We start from the raw sequence: 16000 nt of genomic DNA on the forward strand, positions 1-16000 counted from the left end.
CCCGGGCCCCGGGAGGACTGATTCATGAGCGCGGTGCGCGACGGACTGCCCGAGGGACGGTACGGGCGGGGTGCCGGCGACGACGCGCGCACGGACCGCAGACTGCGGGGCATCGGCGCCGCGCTCGCCGTGGTCCTGCTGGTCTTCATCGGCTGGATCGCCTGGGACAAGCTCACCGGCACCGAGGTCAGCGCCGAGGTGATCAAGTTCCAGGTCGCCTCCGACCAGGAGGTCCAGGTCCACATCGAGGTGCGCAAGGACGCGGGGGTCCCGGCGGTGTGCACCCTGCGTTCGCTCGCCGAGGACCACGGCGAGGTCGGCCGCAAGGATGTTCGCCTCAATCAGCACAGCAGTCGCATCGACACCGTCGTCACCATTCGCACCACCAGTCGCGGCACTTCCGCGGAACTGGTCGGCTGCCAGCCCGCCGAGTGATCCGACCTGCCCGGCCAATCGGCGCCTGACCTGGGTTTATGGCTTCTTGATAATTTTCCTCTCGCCGATTGTCGGCGCGAATTGTTACGCTCGTGGTTTCGCCCTCCCGCGAAGACGCATCTTTCTGGGTAGGGCGTTCATTTGTAAGCAAGCGAGTTCGAGTACGACGAGGAGCACCTGTGACCCAGACCAGCGAGAACGTCACCTGGCTGACCCAGGAGGCGTACGACCAGCTCAAGGCCGAGCTGGAGCACCTGTCGGGTCCCGCACGCGCCGAGATCGTCGCCAAGATCGAGGAAGCCCGCCAGGAAGGCGATCTCAAGGAGAACGCCGGTTACCACGCGGCACGCGAGGACCAGGGCAAGCTGGAGCTCCGGATCCGCCAGCTGACGCAGCTCCTGCAGCACGCCAAGGTGGGCGAGGCCCCGGCGGACAACGGCGTGGTCGCCCCCGGCATGGTCGTGACGATCGCCTTCGACGGCGACCCGGACGACACCCTGACGTTCCTGCTCGGCTCCCGTGAGTATGTGTCGTCGGACCTGGAGACCTACTCGCCGCAGTCCCCGCTGGGCTCGGGTGTGAACGGCAAGAAGGTCGGCGACGACGCGACCTACGAGCTCCCCAACGGCAAGAAGGCGTCGGTGAAGATCCTCGACGCCAAGCCGCACAGCGGCTGACGCCGCCCCTTCGCGCGAACGAGCCCCCGGCCGGAAGGCCGGGGGCTCGTCGCGTTCCGTGGGCGGGCGCCAAGCGCGCCGGACGTCAGACCGTCGCCGAGCGGTACTTGCGCACCGCGAGGGTGCGGAAGACCAGGATGATGACGATCGACCACAGCACCGACGCGAGCACCGGATGCTGCATGGGCCACACGTCCGGGGTCTGGTAGCCGGGCGGAAGGTTGCCGAACAGCTCACGGCAGGCCAGCACGGTCGCGCTGAACGGGTTCCACTCCGCGATGTGCCGCAGCCACGGGGTCATCTGGTTGGAGTCCACGAAGGCGTTCGAGATGAACGTCAGCGGGAACAGCCAGATCAGGCCGCCGGAGGTGGCCGCCTCCGGGGTGCGGACGGACAGGCCGATCAGGGCGCCGATCCAGGAGAAGGCGTAGCCGAGCAGGAGCAGCAGGCCGAACGCCGCGAGCGCCTTGGGCAGGCCCTCGTGGACGCGCCAGCCGACGAGCAGCGCGACGATCGCCAGCACCACCACGGTGAGGGCGGTCTGCACCAGGTCGGCCAGGGTGCGGCCGGTGAGCACGGCGCCGCGGGCCATGGGCAGCGACCGGAAGCGGTCGATGAGGCCCTTGTGCATGTCGTCGGCGATGCCCGCGCCGGCCCCGGCGGTGGCGAACGTCACCGTCTGGGCGAAGATGCCGGCCATCAGGAACTCGCGGTAGAGCGCGGGGCTGGTGGATCCGCCGACGTTCATGGAGCCGCCGAAGACGTAGCTGAACAGCACCACGAACATGATCGGCTGGACGAGCCCGAAGATCACGACCTCGGGGATGCGCAGCATGCGGATCAGGTTGCGCCGGGCGACGACCAGCGAGTCGCGGACGGACTGGACGAACGGGTTGCCCGTACGCGGCACGCTGGTGGTGGCCGGTGTGGTCACCGTGGTCACTGGGACTCCTCTTCCTTCTCCTCGGCGACGTGGCCGGTGAGCGACATGAACACATCGTCGAGCGTGGGGCGGCGCAGACCGATGTCGTCGATCTCGATGCCGCGGGTGTCGAGCTCGCGGATGACCTCGGCGAGCAGCTTGGCGCCACCCGTGACCGGCACGGTGATCCGGCGGGTGTGGTCGTCGACGGCGGCCTCGCCCTTGCCGAAGCCGTTCAGCACCTCGGTGGCGGTCACCAGGCGCTCGCGGTCGTGGACGACGACCTCGACCCGCTCGCCGCCGGTCCGCGCCTTGAGCTCGTCGGACGTGCCGCGGGCGATGACCTTGCCGTGGTCGATCACACAGATGTCGTGGGCGAGGTGGTCGGCCTCCTCCAGATACTGCGTGGTGAGCAGCAGTGTCGTGCCGCCCGCCACCAGGTCCTGGATGACCTCCCACAGCGCGAGGCGGTTGCGGGGGTCCAGGCCGGTGGTCGGCTCGTCCATGAACATCACCGGCGGCCTGACGACCAGGGCGGCCGCCAGGTCGAGCCGACGCCGCATGCCGCCGGAGTAGGTCTTGGCCGTGCGGTCGGCCGCCTCGGCGAGGTTGAAGCGCTCGAGCAGCTCCGCCGCGCGGGCCTTCGCGTCCCGGGCGCTCATCTGGTAGAGCTGGCCGACCATCTGCAGGTTCTCGCGGCCGGTGAGGTACTCGTCGACCGCCGCGAACTGACCGGACAGGCCGATCTGCCGGCGCACCTCGTTGGGGTGCTTCAGCACGTCTATGCCGGCCACGACGGCCGAGCCGCTGTCGGGCTGCAGCAGGGTGGTCAGGACGCGCACGGCGGTGGTCTTCCCGGCTCCGTTGGGGCCGAGGAGGCCGAGGACGGTCCCTTCCGGGACGTCGAGGTCCACTCCGTCCAGTGCCCGTACGTCACCGAAGGTCTTCACCAGACCTTCGGCATGGATGGCGCCTGGCATGCGATGTCTCCGATTCGGGGCTTGGGGTGCATGGGGACTGTTCGGTGCGCGGCCGTGCGGCGGCACACCACGATGTGTCGCGAGCATCCCAGACGCGATATATCGCGTCAAGCGGATTTCTCCGCGCTCCCGCTCCCACGGCACGACGCGTCGGTGACACTCGCCATCCACCATGCCGCACGCCACTGACAATCCGGCCCGAACGGCCTCAGAGCAGCACGTACCCCGCCGTCCGCAGCGCCTCGGCCACCGCGGCCCGGTGCCCGGGACCCCGGGTCTCCAGATGCAGCTCGACCTCCGCCTCGGCCAGCCCCAGCCGAGGATCCGTTCTGACGTGCGCGATGTCCAGCACGTTTGCGTCACTCGCGGAAAGGATCTCCAGAAGCGCCGCCAGCGCCCCCGGCCGGTCCGTGAGCCGCAGCCGGAAGGACATGTAGCGCCCCGCGGCCGCCATGCCGTGCCGCAGGAGGCGCTCCATCAGCAGCGGGTCGACGTTGCCGCCCGACAGCACCGCGACGACCGGCCCCTCGAAGTCCTCCGGACGCGACAGCAGCGCCGCCACCGGGCTCGCCCCGGCCGGCTCCACCACCAGCTTCGCCCGCTCCAGGCAGAGCAGCAGCGCGCCGGACAACTCGTCCTCGGTGACCGTGCGCACCTCGTCCACCAGATCCCGGACGATGCCGAACGGCACGTCCCCGGGGCAGCCCACCTTGATGCCGTCCGCCATGGTGGCCACCGAGTCCAGCGCCACCGGCCGCCCGGCCGCGAGCGACGGCGGATACGCGGCCGCGCCCTCCGCCTGCACCCCGACGACCCGCACCTGCGGGCGCACCGCCTTCACCGCCAGCGCCACACCCGCGGCGAGCCCCCCGCCGCCGATCCCCACGACGATCGTGCGCACCTCCGGGCACTGCTCCAGGATCTCCAGGCCGACCGTGCCCTGCCCGGCGATGATGTCGGGGTGGTCGAACGGGTGGATGAAGACCGCGCCGGTCTCCTCCGCGTACTCCCGGGCGGCGCGCAGCGACTCGTCCACCACGTGCCCGTGCAACCGCACCTCCGCGCCGTAGTCGCGGGTCGCCGCGACCTTCGGCAGCGGCGCACCGGACGGCATGAACACGGTGGAGCGCACCCCGAGCAGCGACGCGGCCAGCGCCACACCCTGCGCGTGGTTGCCCGCGCTCGCCGCCACCACGCCCGCCGCCCGCTCCTCCTGCCGCAGCCCGGCGATCCGCACATAGGCGCCGCGGACCTTGAAGGAACCCGTACGCTGCAGGTTCTCGCACTTCAGATGGACCGGGGAGCCCACCAGACCGGAGAGGTACCGGCTGCCCTCCATGGGCGTCACGCGCGCGACCCCCGACAGCATCTTGTGCGCGCCGCGCACATCGTCGATGGTGACCGGAGACGGTCGCGCGACAACCGCCGCGCGACGTGTGCGACGTGCCGGTGGTGCGGGGCTTTCCATGGTCCCCAGTCTTGCAGCAGCGGCTTCAGCCCGGACGGACCGAGCAGTTTTCCGCGGCGGGGTCCCGCGGTGACGCTCTCCGCGTACTCTTCTCCCAACCTTCGCAGGACCGACAGAACGCGAGCTTCCGGCCATGCCCATTCCCCCCTCGGAGATCACGACCGACCTCCTCGAGCGCCTGCAGCACGAGGTGGCGCTCTTCGCCCGCCGCGCGGAACAGACGCGCCTCGGTGGCGTGGGCAAGGCCCGCAACTCCATGGACCGGGCCGCGTACCTGCTGCTCCACCGCCTGGACAACGAGGGCCCGATGGGCGTGAAGGCGCTCGCGGAGGGCATGGGCATCGACTCCTCCACCGTCACGCGGCAGGTCGCGCCCCTCGTCGACAGCGGTCTCGTCAAGCGCACCTCGCACCCCGAGGACGGGCGCGCGGTCGTGCTCGCCCTCTCCCCGCGCGGGCGCTCGCGCCTGGAGGAGGTCCGCACCTCGCGCCAGCGGCTCATGGAGGTCGTGACGGACGACTGGACCCCGCAGGAGCGCGAGGCCTTCACCGATCTCCTCGGCCGCTTCAACGCGGCGCTCGCGCAGTACCACGCCTCCGTCACGCAGGGAGACGAGCAGAACTCTTGACCTGAGGTCACCGTCTGCCGTCCCATGGCGCTGTGGGAGAGCGCCGGGAGGCAGCGGAGCGCCGGCGCGACGCCGAGTTCGAGGCGTTCGCGGCGGGCGCGGCAGGGCGGCTGCTGCATGCCGCGATCCTGCTCACGGGGGACCGGGGGGAAGCCACCGAGCTCCTGTGCGCCGCCCTGTCGCGCACCTACGCGGACTGGTTCCGGATGCGCGGCGAGGACCCGTACGCCCGCACCCGCGCCGAACTGGTCCGCCGCTTCGCCCACCGGCCCTGGTGGCGCCGCCCGCACGGCGGGGTGCTCGGGCCGCTCAACGCGCGGGAGCGGCTGGTGATCGTTCTGCGGTTGTACGAGGGCATCGCCGAGGAACAGGCCGCCGCGCAGCTCGACATGCCGGTGGAGCGGGTACGGGCGATCAGCCTGCGGGCCACCGCGGTCCTGCGCAGCCGGCCCGCACGGGGCGGGGCGGCGCCCCGGGTGCGCGAGGCCGCGTCATGACCCCGTACGACCGCAAGGAGGACGAGGTCCGCCGCCTGCTCGACGGAGCCCACGCGGCCGTCCCCGTGGACCTCGCCCCGCGCGCCGCCGAGCGCGGCCGCCGCGTCCTGGCCCGCCGCCGCGTGCTGCACGGCGTCCTGTGGACGCTGCTCGTCGTGGGCATCGTCACGGCGCTGGTCCTGGCGACGCTGTGGTGGCCGTCGCCGGAGCCGTTGGGGACGACGCCGGGTGGGGACGGCTGGTAACGGGGTGCGGTTTGCCGGTGCCCGGGGTGCCCCTTGCGGCCCGTTGTCGTGTGCGGGTTCGTTGCGCCTGCGGCGGGCGGTTTCCCCGCCCGCCCTCCCTCCCCCAGCCTTCGGCCGGGGGGACCCCCATCCGGCGCGGTCGGTGCGGGCCTGCGCCATGTCCGTCTCGGGGTCGGTGCCGCGCCGGCGCACTCCCCCAGCCTCCGGCCGGGGGTACCCCCACCAACGCTCGCGGTTTACCCCCACATCATTCGGCACCGGGTCCGCCGCTCGTCTCCCCCAGCCTTCGGCCAGGGGGAGCACCCCGCCACACCCCCTCCGGTCGTGTCGGCGCACGACGGCCGGTGGGGGGTCAGCAAGGCACCTGCGGCAACCCCGAACCGCTTCCGCACCCCCTGCATCCCCCAGCTACCGATGGGCGGTACCCCATGAGGCGCCTGACCCGGTGGGGTTTCGGAAGCATGCGCGGCGCCCCCGGACCGTCCCCCCTTACTCCGGCGATCAGGCACACGACGGCCGGAGGAGGGTTCTGCAAGGCACTCGCGGCAACCCCGAACCGCCTCCGCACCCCTCCGTCCCCGAGCTACCGCTGGGCGGTGCCCCCATGGGGCGCCCGACCCGGTGGGGGTCGGCTTAAACAACCGGGGCGACCCCGGACCGCCCTATGCCCCCTCCGGCGATCAAGCGCGCAGCGAAACGGAGGGGGCGGGGTCGTAGGGGTGGGCGTTCTGGACACTGGGCGTATTTGTGTGCGGCACCCGGGACGACACAAGCAAGTGCCCGCCACGCACGTAAATATGCGTCCAGAATGCCCAGCCCCGGAGGCCCCGCACCCGGCCCACCCCCACACGCAGCGGCGCGGCACCTGACCGCGCCGGGCAATCGGGCGGGAGGGCGGGGGACAGCCCGCCGCAGGCGCAAACGACCCGCACACAACCACCGGCCGCAAGGGGCACCCCGGGCACCAGCAACCGCACCCCGGGCAAGCGCTACGCGCCGAGCGCTTGGCGGAGGTCCTCGAGGAGATCCCCCACCGACTCGATGCCGACCGACAGCCGCACCAGATCCGCCGGCACCTCCAGCGCAGAGCCGGCGACCGAGGCGTGCGTCATCCGGCCCGGGTGCTCGATCAGGGACTCGACGCCGCCCAGGGACTCGCCCAGCGTGAACAGCCGCGCGCGGTTGCAGACCTCGACCGCCGCCTCCTCGCCGCCCGCGACGCGGAAGGACACCATGCCGCCGAACGCCTTCATCTGCTTCGCCGCGACGTCGTGGCCCGCGTGCTCGGGCAGCCCCGGGTAGAAGACCTCGGTGACCTTGGGGTGCAGCGACAGCAGCTCCGCGACCCGGGCCGCGTTCTCGCTGTGCCGGTCCATGCGCACCGCGAGGGTCTTGATGCCCCGCATGACCAGCCAGGCGTCGAAGGGGCCCGCGACCGCGCCCATCGCGTTCTGGTGGTAGGCCAGTTCCTCGCCGAGCCCGGCGTCGGCCGCGACCAGCGCGCCGCCGACCACGTCCGAGTGGCCGCCCATGTACTTGGTGGTGGAGTGCACGACCACGTCCGCGCCGAGCGCCAGCGGCTGCTGCAGGTAGGGGCTGGCGAAGGTGTTGTCGACGACGAGCCTGGCGTCCGCGGCGCGCGCGATGTCCGCGAGGGCCGCGATGTCGGTGATCCCGAGCAGCGGGTTGCTGGGGGTCTCCACCCAGATCACCTTGGTCTCGGGCCGCAGCGCGGCGCGGACCGCCGCCGGGTCGGAGGTGTCGGCGACCGACCACTGCACGCCCCAGCGCTCGACGACCTTCGCGAAGAGCCGGAAGGTGCCGCCGTAGGCGTCGTTGGGGATGACGACGTGGTCGCCCGGCTTCAGGACCGTACGCAGCAGGCAGTCCTCCGCGGCGAGGCCGGACGCGAACGCCAGGCCCCGGCGACCGCCCTCCAGCGCCGCGAGGTTCTCCTCCAGCGCGGTGCGGGTGGGGTTCGCGGACCGGCTGTACTCGTAGCCGCCGCGCAGGCCGCCGACCCCGTCCTGCTTGTACGTGGAGACCTGGTAGATCGGCGTGACCACGGCCCCGGTCTGGGCGTCGGCCGGCTGGCCCGCGTGGATCGCCAGGGTCTCGAAGTTCTGGTGCTGCTGCTCGCTCATACCGCCGAGCGTAGTGCGACCCGAGGCCCGGGACGTGCCACGCGGGCCCGCGTAGGCTTGCTCATCATGGAACTCCTGTGGGTGCTGTACGGCGTGCTGCTGATCTCCGCGATCGTGCTGGTGCCCCGCATGCTGCGGGGCCGCGGCATGCGGGCCGCGGCCGCGGTCGACCCGGCCCGGTACGGATTCGTCCCCCGGGAGGAGATCGACATCCGGCTGCCGGGACCGGACGACGAGCTGACGCGGGCGTTGACGGCGACCCAGCGCACCCAGGACTGGCGCGCGGTCGCCGCACTCCTCAAGGGCACCCCGGCGGAGGGCGAGATCCGCTGGCAGCGGGTCCAGACCCTGGCCGGCGCCGCGGCGGTGGAACTGGCGCAGACCCCCGGGCAGGGCGCGGCATGGCTGCGGACCTGGCGGGTCGAGGACCCGAAGGACGCGGGCGGGGCCGCGGTCCACGCGGCGTTCCTGGTGCAGCGGGCCCGGCGGGAGCCGGCCGGTTCCCCGGACGTGCCGATGATCCTGGAGGAGGCCCGCACCGTCGCCGCCGAGGCCGCGCTGCTCGCGCCGGGCGACCCCGTGCCGTACATCGTCGAGCTGGCCGGCGGCGGGGACTTCGAGGCCGCCTGGGAGAAGATCGTCTCCCGCGCCCCGCACCACATGGGCGCCCACCTGGCCGCCCTCGCCCGCCTCCCGGAGGACGCCTCCCGCGACTTCGCCGAGCGGGCCGCCTCCGCCGCCCCGGTGGGCAGCCTGCTGCCGGCGTTGCCGCTCTTCCAGGTCTTCGCGCACCTGCCCGAGGTCATCCTCGTCCGCAGCTTCTACGAGAGCGAGGTCGTCTCCCGCGCCATCGGCGGCGCCCTCTACGCCACCGAGCACGCGTCCCCGTCGGACGCCGTGCTGCCCGTGGTCCGACATCTGCTGGCCGCCTTCCTGCTGCGCGCCGAGCGCTTCCCCGAGGCGGTCGAGCAGTTCCGCGCCGTCGACGGCTACGCGGGCGCGGCCCCCTGGGCCTACGAGGCCGACCCGGCGGCTGCGTACACCGCGCACCGGGCCCAGGCGCTCGCCGGGCTGCAGTGGAGCTCCGAGCGCGGGCACACCCGATGACCCCGCGGCTGCCCTCCCGCGAGGAGGCGATCCCGGGCCGCCCCGGACCCGTCTACACGGTGCCGGACCGCCACACCGTGCTGGGCCGGCCCCTCACCGGCCCCTACCCGGCCGACCTGGAGGTCGCCGACTTCGCGCTCGGCTGCTTCTGGGGCGCCGAGCGCGTCTTCTGGCGGACGCCCGGCGTGTGGACGACGCTCGTCGGCTACCAGGGCGGTCACACGGAGTACCCGATGTACGAGGAGGTCTGCAGCGGCCTCACCGGTCACGCCGAGGCCGTACGCGTCGTCTTCGATCCCGCGCTGCTGTCGTACGGAGAACTGCTGAAGGTCTTCTGGGAGGCCCACGACCCCACCCAGGGCCACCGCCAGGGCAACGACATCGGCACGCAGTACCGCTCCGCGGTGTACACCCACTCCCCGGAGCAGTCCGCCACCGCCCTCGCCTCCCGCGAGGCCTACCAGTCCGCCCTGAACGCCCGCGGCCTCGGCGCCATCACCACGGCGATCCTCCCCGCGGGCCCCTTCTACCCGGCGGAAGCCCGTCACCAGCAGTACCTGGACAAGAACCCGGCGGGGTACTGCGGCATCGGCGGGACGGGCGTCTCCTGCCCGGTCGGCGTCGATCCCGCCTGAGACCCGGCCGGCCGCGCTGATCCCCCTGCGCCGCGTCCGCGTCCGTCGCCGGGGAAATTCGATTGCCCGCGGCGATCCGATGCGCGCTAATACGGCGCATGGCCGATATCCAGGGCACGTACGACGACCTGTTCACCGCGGTGCCAAACGCGCTGGCCGGATTGCTGGACGGCGGGGACGTCGGCGGCTCGGTCGCGGTCTTCGTGGACGGCGAGCCGGTGGTGGACGTCTGGGGCGGGTTCGCCGACGCCGGCCGCACGATCCCCTGGCAGCGGGACACGATCACCGGTGTGTACTCCGTCACCAAGACGATGACCGCACTGTGCGCGCTGGTCCTGGCCGACCGCGGCGACCTGGATCCGGAGGCGCCGGTCGCCCGGTACTGGCCGGAGTTCGCCGCGTCGGGCAAGGAGAAGGTGCTGGTGCGGCATCTGCTCTCGCACACCGCGGGACTGCCCGACTGGGACGGGCCGATCGACGAGCTGTACGACTGGCCGTCCGCCACGGCCCGTCTGGCGGCGCTGGCCCCGCAATGGGAACCGGGCACCGCCGCGGGGTACCACTCGCTGACCCAGGGCCATCTCGTGGGCGAGGTCGTACGCCGGATCACCGGCCGGAGCGTGGGCGCGTTCTTCGCGGAGGAGGTGGCCGGCCCGCTCGGCGCCGACTTCCACATCGGACTGCCCGCCGAGCACGACCACCGGGTGGCGCCCACCGTGCCGCCGCCGTCCCGGGACGAGGAGTACGCCGCGAGTGCGCCCGGCGGCGCCTCCCCCGCCACGGGCACCGCCGTACGCGTGCGTGACGGCAACAGCGTGGCATGGCGTCGCGCGCAGATCCCGGCGGCGAGCGGTTTCGGCAACGCCCGCTCGGTCGCCCTCGTGCAGTCGGTGCCGGCCTGCGGCGGATCGGTGCGCGGGGTGCGGTTGCTGTCGCGGGCGGGCTGCGACCGTGCCCGGGAGGAGCAGTTCAGCGGCGAGGACCGCCGCCTGGGCATGCACGTCCGCTGGGGGCTGGGCTACGGGCTGTTCGGCGACAACGTCGGCTGGGGCGGCTGGGGCGGCTCGATCGTCATGGTCGACCCCGATGCCCGTATGACGGTGGCGTACGTGCCCAACCAGATGCGCGAACCCGCGGAGGACAACCGCGGGCTGGAGCTGGTGATGGCCGCCTACGACGGACTGCAGGGCCTGCGGGCCACCGCGGGCTGACGCGGACCCGGGCTACTCGCACGCGGGCGGGGCGGCGAGCCCGGGCGGCAGCGGGACGCCGCGATCGGCGGCGACGGCGCGGGCCGCCGCCGCGCAGGCCGACCAGCGGGCACCACCGCGATCGCGGACACCGACGACGGGCCTGTGGGGGCAGGGACGGGCACTGTCGCCGTGCCAGGTGCACCGGCCACGTGAGGCACTCGTCGCGGGGAGTTCGCACAGATCGAGCCAGACGCCGCTTTCGTCCATGGCGCCAGGGTGGCACGGCAGGGCTTCGCCCGGGACGAAAACCCTTTGCCGGCACGGCGGTTCGGCGCCCGAACCCGCGTCCGCCGGCGCGCGGGGTGCCCGGGCCGGGTGTCAGACGGACGGCGCCGGGCCGCTGCTCGAGCGTACGGTCAGTTCGGGCCCGAGCAGCCGGACCTCCTGCGTCGGGCTCCCGTTCAGCTTGGCGAGGACGAGGTCCACGGCGTGGCGGCCCATCTGCTGTGCGGGGATGGCGACGGAGGTCAGCTGGGGGGACGCCTGGACGGCCACCGGTTCGGGGCAGACCGCGACGACGGAGACGTCCTCGGGCACCGCCCTGCCCTGCTGGCGCAGGAGCACCAGGAGGGGGCCGATGGCGGACTCGTTCTGGACGACGAGTGCGGTGGTGTCCGGCCGTTCCTCGAAGATGCGGGAGAGGGTGCCCGCGGTGGACTCGTAACTGCCCTCACAGGGGCGGTGGATGAGCCGTAGGCCGCGCTCGGCGGCGCGGGAGCGGAGTCCCTGGAGGGTGCGCTCGGCGAAGCCGGTGTGGCGCTGGTAGACCGCGGCCGCCTCGCCCACGACGGCGACGGAGCGGTGGCCGAGGTCGGCGAGATGGTCGGCGCACAGCGCCCCGGCGGCCCGGAAGTCGAGGTCGACGCAGGTGAGTCCGGTGGTGTCGGCGGGCAGGCCGATGAGCGCCGCCGGCCGGTCCCCGGCCCGCAGCAGCGGGATGCGTTCGTCCTCCAGCTCGACGTCCATGAGGATCATCGCGTCGGCGAGTCCGCTGGCCGCGACCCGGCGGACCGCGGTGGGGCCCTCCTCTCCGGTGAGGAGGAGCACGTCGTGGCCGAACTGGCGGGCCGTCGTGGCGACGGCCATGGCGATCTCCATCATGACGGGGACGTACATGTCTGTACGGAGCGGCACCATGAGGGCGATGATGTTCGAACGGCTGCTGGCCAGCGCGCGTGCGCCGGCGTGCGGGTGGTAGCCGAGTTCCTGGATGCTCTGTTCGACCCGTCTGCGCGTGCCGTCGGAGATCGACCGCTTGCCGCTCAGCACGTAGGAGACGGTACTGGCGGAGACCCCCGCATGGCGGGCGACCTCAGCGAGCGTGACCATCCGGGCCCTCCGTCCGGCGAAAGTGTCGAAGCGCTTCGACTCAGACGGTAATCGTGGTCGGGTATCCCTGTCCAGACAAGCGTCGAAGCGCTTCGACAACGTGTCCCGCGGACCCCTCAACGCCGTCGCGCACGCGGGCCCGGCACACATGGCCGGATTCGACGGTTTGTGCGGGGTGTGACTCTTGAGCCGCCCGTGACGGGGGGTACATACTGCGTATGCAAGGCGGGGGTATCACCGGGGGAACGCCGTGGGGGAACATCACGTACGCGCGCCCGGGATGAGCGCTCCCGCGTGTCATGACGCAGACACAAGGGGATACGTTGCACCCACGATGGAGGAAGGCGCGCGCGACAGCGCTCGCGACGGGGGTGGCCGCGGCACTGACCGCCGGCGCCGTCGTACCGGCCGGAGCGGCCGGACGGCCGACCACGGAGCGGACCGGCTCCGCGTCCGCCGCACCGGCCGGGGACCGCACGTGGATCACGCTGATCACGGGTGACCAGGTCGCGGTGGACACCGAGGGCAGGCCCGTCGCCCTCAAGCGCGCCGAGGGGCGCGGGAACATACCGGTGCAGATACGCCGGCAGCGCGGGCACGTCTACGTCGTGCCGCAGGACGCGGTGCGGCTCATCGCGCAGGGCCGGGTCGACCGCCGGCTCTTCGACGTGACCACGCTGAGCCGGGCCGAGTACCGCGAGGCCGCCGAGCGCCGCGGCCTCGGCCTGATCGTCACCTACCGGGGCGGCAGGCCCGAGGCGAGGGCGGAACTCCACCAGGCGAACGGCACCGAGGTGACCCACACCTTCAAGGCGCTGGGCGGCGAGTCCGTCACCGCCCCCGTGGCCGCCGCGAGCGGTGTGTGGACCGCGCTGACCAACGAGGCGCCGGGCTCCCCGTACGCGACCGCCGAGTCCGGCCTGCGCACGGTCTGGCTGAACGCGATCCAGAAGGCCGCGGCCGAACCGAGCTGGAACACCCGGCAGATCCACGCGCCGGACGCCTGGGACGCGGGCTACGACGGAAGCGGCGTCACGATCGCGGTGCTGGACACCGGCGTCGACAAGAGCCACCCGGACCTGACCAGCCGGGTCGTCGCCGAGAAGAACTTCTCCACCGCCGACAACCTGCTCGACCACTTCGGCCACGGCACCCACGTCGCCTCCATCGCCGCCGGCACGGGCGAGAAGTCGGCCGGCGCCTACAAGGGCGTGGCGTCGGGCGCGCACATCATCAGCGGCAAGGTGCTGGGCGACGACGGCTTCGGCGACGACGCCGGCATCATCGCGGGCCTGGAGTGGGCCGCCGCGTCCGGCGCGAAGGTCGCCAACCTGAGCCTCGGCGGCGGCGACACCCCGGGCGTCGACCCCATCGAGGAGGCGGTCAACCGCCTGTCCGCGGACACCGGCACGCTGTTCGTCATCGCCGCGGGCAACGAGGGCGACGGCGACTCGACGGTCGGCTCCCCCGGCAGCGCGGACGCCGCGCTGACCGTCGGCGCGGTCGACAAGGACTCCAAGCTGGCCGACTTCTCCTCGCGCGGCCCGCGCGTGGGCGACGGCGCGGTCAAGCCCGATGTCACCGCCCCCGGCGTGGACATCACCGCGGCCGCGGCCAAGGGCAGTGTCATCGACACCGATCCCGAGGTGCCGCACACCCCGGACGGCGGCTACCTGACCATCTCCGGCACCTCGATGGCCACTCCGCACGTGGCGGGCGCCGCGGCGATCCTCGCCCAGGAGCACCCGGACTGGGCGGGCCCGCAGATCAAGGCCGCACTCGTCGGTTCCACGGCGGACGGCGGCTACACCGCCTTCCAGCAGGGTTCCGGCCAGATCGACCTGGCCAGGGCGATCCACCAGGACGTGGTGGCCGAGCCGGTCTCGCTGAGCTTCGGCGTCGCGCGGTGGCCGCACGCCGACGACGTCAAGCAGTCGAAGACGATCACCTACCGGAACTCCGGTACCTCGGACGTCACTTTGGACCTGTCCGTCACCGGCAGGAACCCGAAGGGCGCCGCGGCCCCGAAGGGCTTCTTCACCCTCGACAAGCAGCAGGTGACCGTGCCGGCCGGGGGTACCGCCGAGGCGACGCTGACCGCGGACACCACCCTCGGCGGCACCGTCGACGGCGCCTACAGCGCGGCCGTGATGGCCGGCGACGGCACGCGGTCGGTGCGCACCGCGGCGGGTGTGGTGCGCGAGGCGGAGTCGTACGACCTGCGGATCACCAACCTGGACCGCGACGGCCGTCCGGCGGCGGACTACGACACGCTCGTCGCCGGTCTGGACGTCGACGCGTTCGAGGAGGTGACCGGCGACAGCAGCAGCACGGTGCTGCGCCTGCCCAAGGGCAGCTACGCCGTGGACAGCCTCATCGTGAAGCCCGCCGCCGACGGCCGGACGCTCAAGAGCGCGAACTGGGTGAGCCGCCCGCTGCTCAAGCTCACCAAGGACACCGAGCTGACGCTCGACGCGAGCAAGGCGAAGCCGTTCGCCTTCACGCTCCCGGACCGGGCCGCCAAGCAGGCGGACCTCGCGGTCGGCTACAACCTGGAGTACGGCGACACCTTCACCGGCCTGAGCTTCAACACCGGCACGCTCAAGGACTTCCGCACCGCGCACTCCGGCCCCGCGCTGTCCGCCGCCCAGTACCAGGCAAGCGTCTCCGGCCTGTTCGAGCACGGCTCGAAGGTCTACACGGTGGCGTACGGGCGCACCAAGTCCTTCTACACGGGCTACACCCGGACCGTGAAGAGCGCCGACCTGGCGAAGATCACCACCACGGCCGGCTCCCCGGCGAAGTACAAGCTGGGCGTGCTCTTCACCATCCCCTTCGTGAACGAGGCGATGGTGGCGCCCAGCGGCTTCCTGGCCAAGCTGCCGTTCACCAGGACCGTGTACGTCAACGGCTCGGGCGTCACCTGGGCGCAGGACTTCATGCAGACCGACGCCTCCGGCCAGCGGCCGGAGTCGTTCTACGACGCCTCGGCCAAGACCTTCACCAAGGGCAAGAGCTACAGCCGCACGTTCAACGTCGGCGTCTTCGGCCCGAAGCTGGACAAGTACTCCGGCCTCTACCGCTCCGGTGACGAGATCTTCGGTTCCCTCGCCCTCTTCGCCGACGGCAAGGGCCACAGTGGCTACTCGTCCTACGACAAGGCCGCCACGACCCTCTACCGCGACGGGAAGATGGTCGGGACCTATGACGTCTCGCTCGACGACGGGGCCTTCTTCACCGTCAAGCGCGACAAGGCCGACTACCGGCTGACCACCTCGGTGACCCGCAGCAAGCCGGCGGCGGTCAGCACGCGGATCACCGCGTCCTGGACGTTCTCGTCCCAGCACGTGGCCGACGACGCCCTGGCCGCGCTGCCGGTCTCCGTGGTGCGCTTCACCCCCTCCCTGTCGGCCACCAGCACCGCCAAGGCGAAGGCCACGGTCAAGGTGCCGGTGACGGTCCAGGGCCCGGCCGCGGGCCGCAACCTGAAGTCGCTGAAGGTGTACGTCTCCACCGACGGCGGGGCCCACTGGTCGAAGCTGATCGTCAAGAGCGGCAAGGTGACGCTGAAGAACCCCAAGGCGGGCAAGGGCGTCTCCTTCAAGGCCCTGGTCGGTGACAAGAAGGGCAACACGCTCTCCCAGGTGATCTACAACGCATACCTCGCCAAGTAGGGCGAA

At 72.4% G+C, this 16000-nt stretch carries 15 protein-coding genes; 9 read left to right on the forward strand and 6 right to left on the reverse strand.

Annotated features, from left to right (window positions below):
- The first annotated feature begins 24 nt into the window (after window positions 1–24).
- Both AB0F62_RS09775 and greA read left to right on the forward strand, forming a co-directional pair.
- Window positions 25–435 (forward strand): DUF4307 domain-containing protein, encoded by a 411-nt coding sequence (locus tag AB0F62_RS09775; RefSeq protein ID WP_361794577.1) that lies wholly within the window; start codon window positions 25–27, stop codon window positions 433–435.
- 179 nt (window positions 436–614) lie between these two features.
- Window positions 615–1112 (forward strand): transcription elongation factor GreA, encoded by a 498-nt coding sequence (gene greA / locus AB0F62_RS09780; protein ID WP_361794580.1) that lies wholly within the window; start codon window positions 615–617, stop codon window positions 1110–1112.
- A gap of 85 nt (window positions 1113–1197) precedes the next feature.
- On the opposite strand, the gene AB0F62_RS09785 is transcribed toward greA, so the two are convergent.
- The 3 genes from AB0F62_RS09785 to ilvA all read right to left on the reverse strand — a co-directional run bounded on the left by AB0F62_RS09785 (window position 1198) and on the right by ilvA (window position 4482).
- Entirely contained in the window at window positions 1198–2055 is an 858-nt protein-coding gene (locus AB0F62_RS09785; RefSeq protein ID WP_361794583.1) for an ABC transporter permease, read from the reverse strand.
- Window positions 2052–3014 (reverse strand): ATP-binding cassette domain-containing protein, encoded by a 963-nt coding sequence (locus tag AB0F62_RS09790; protein WP_361794586.1) that lies wholly within the window; start codon window positions 3012–3014, stop codon window positions 2052–2054. Before AB0F62_RS09790 ends, AB0F62_RS09785 begins: the two co-directional genes overlap by 4 nt.
- 208 nt (window positions 3015–3222) lie before the next feature.
- Window positions 3223–4482, reverse strand: coding sequence for a threonine ammonia-lyase (gene ilvA / locus AB0F62_RS09795; RefSeq protein WP_361794589.1), 1260 nt, complete (start codon window positions 4480–4482; stop codon window positions 3223–3225).
- A gap of 133 nt (window positions 4483–4615) precedes the next feature.
- On the opposite strand from ilvA, the gene AB0F62_RS09800 reads away from it, so the two are divergent.
- The 3 genes from AB0F62_RS09800 to AB0F62_RS09810 are packed head-to-tail and all read left to right on the forward strand — an operon-like array spanning window position 4616 to window position 5852.
- Entirely contained in the window at window positions 4616–5110 is a 495-nt protein-coding gene (locus AB0F62_RS09800; RefSeq protein ID WP_361794592.1) for a MarR family transcriptional regulator, read from the forward strand.
- Between the two features lie 32 nt (window positions 5111–5142).
- Window positions 5143–5607, forward strand: coding sequence for a sigma factor-like helix-turn-helix DNA-binding protein (locus tag AB0F62_RS09805; protein WP_361794595.1), 465 nt, complete (start codon window positions 5143–5145; stop codon window positions 5605–5607).
- Window positions 5604–5852, forward strand: a complete 249-nt coding sequence (locus AB0F62_RS09810) for a hypothetical protein (RefSeq protein ID WP_361794598.1) — start codon at window positions 5604–5606, stop codon at window positions 5850–5852. The genes AB0F62_RS09805 and AB0F62_RS09810 overlap by 4 nt, the downstream gene beginning before the upstream one ends.
- A 989-nt stretch (window positions 5853–6841) precedes the next feature.
- Here the strand turns inward: AB0F62_RS09810 and AB0F62_RS09815 are convergent.
- Window positions 6842–7996, reverse strand: coding sequence for a cystathionine gamma-synthase (locus AB0F62_RS09815; RefSeq protein ID WP_361794601.1), 1155 nt, complete (start codon window positions 7994–7996; stop codon window positions 6842–6844).
- 66 nt (window positions 7997–8062) lie between these two features.
- Between AB0F62_RS09815 and AB0F62_RS09820 the strand changes: the two genes are divergently transcribed.
- The 3 genes from AB0F62_RS09820 (at window position 8063) to AB0F62_RS09830 (ending at window position 10949) form a co-directional block, all read left to right on the forward strand.
- Window positions 8063–9103 carry a hypothetical protein gene (locus AB0F62_RS09820; RefSeq protein WP_361794603.1) on the forward strand — a complete coding sequence of 347 codons (1041 nt, stop codon included), beginning with the start codon at window positions 8063–8065 and terminating at the stop codon, window positions 9101–9103.
- On the forward strand, window positions 9100–9738 hold the full coding sequence (gene msrA, locus AB0F62_RS09825; protein ID WP_361794606.1) for a peptide-methionine (S)-S-oxide reductase MsrA: 639 nt from the start codon (window positions 9100–9102) through the stop codon (window positions 9736–9738). Before AB0F62_RS09820 ends, msrA begins: the two co-directional genes overlap by 4 nt.
- Window positions 9739–9836: 98 nt before the next feature.
- Entirely contained in the window at window positions 9837–10949 is a 1113-nt protein-coding gene (locus AB0F62_RS09830) for a serine hydrolase domain-containing protein (RefSeq protein ID WP_361794609.1), read from the forward strand.
- A gap of 12 nt (window positions 10950–10961) precedes the next feature.
- Here AB0F62_RS09830 and AB0F62_RS09835 read toward each other — a convergent pair whose 3' ends face one another.
- Both AB0F62_RS09835 and AB0F62_RS09840 read right to left on the reverse strand, forming a co-directional pair.
- Complete coding sequence (locus tag AB0F62_RS09835; RefSeq protein WP_361794612.1) at window positions 10962–11198, reverse strand: hypothetical protein; 237 nt, start codon at window positions 11196–11198, stop codon at window positions 10962–10964.
- 111 nt (window positions 11199–11309) lie between these two features.
- Complete coding sequence (locus AB0F62_RS09840; protein ID WP_361794615.1) at window positions 11310–12320, reverse strand: LacI family DNA-binding transcriptional regulator; 1011 nt, start codon at window positions 12318–12320, stop codon at window positions 11310–11312.
- 323 nt (window positions 12321–12643) lie between these two features.
- On the opposite strand from AB0F62_RS09840, the gene AB0F62_RS09845 reads away from it, so the two are divergent.
- Window positions 12644–15994 carry a S8 family serine peptidase gene (locus tag AB0F62_RS09845; RefSeq protein WP_361794618.1) on the forward strand — a complete coding sequence of 1117 codons (3351 nt, stop codon included), beginning with the start codon at window positions 12644–12646 and terminating at the stop codon, window positions 15992–15994.
- The last annotated feature ends 6 nt before the right edge of the window (window positions 15995–16000 follow it).

It is taken from the genome of Streptomyces sp. NPDC026673 (assembly GCF_040638135.1).
In the GTDB taxonomy this organism is placed as follows: domain Bacteria; phylum Actinomycetota; class Actinomycetes; order Streptomycetales; family Streptomycetaceae; genus Actinacidiphila.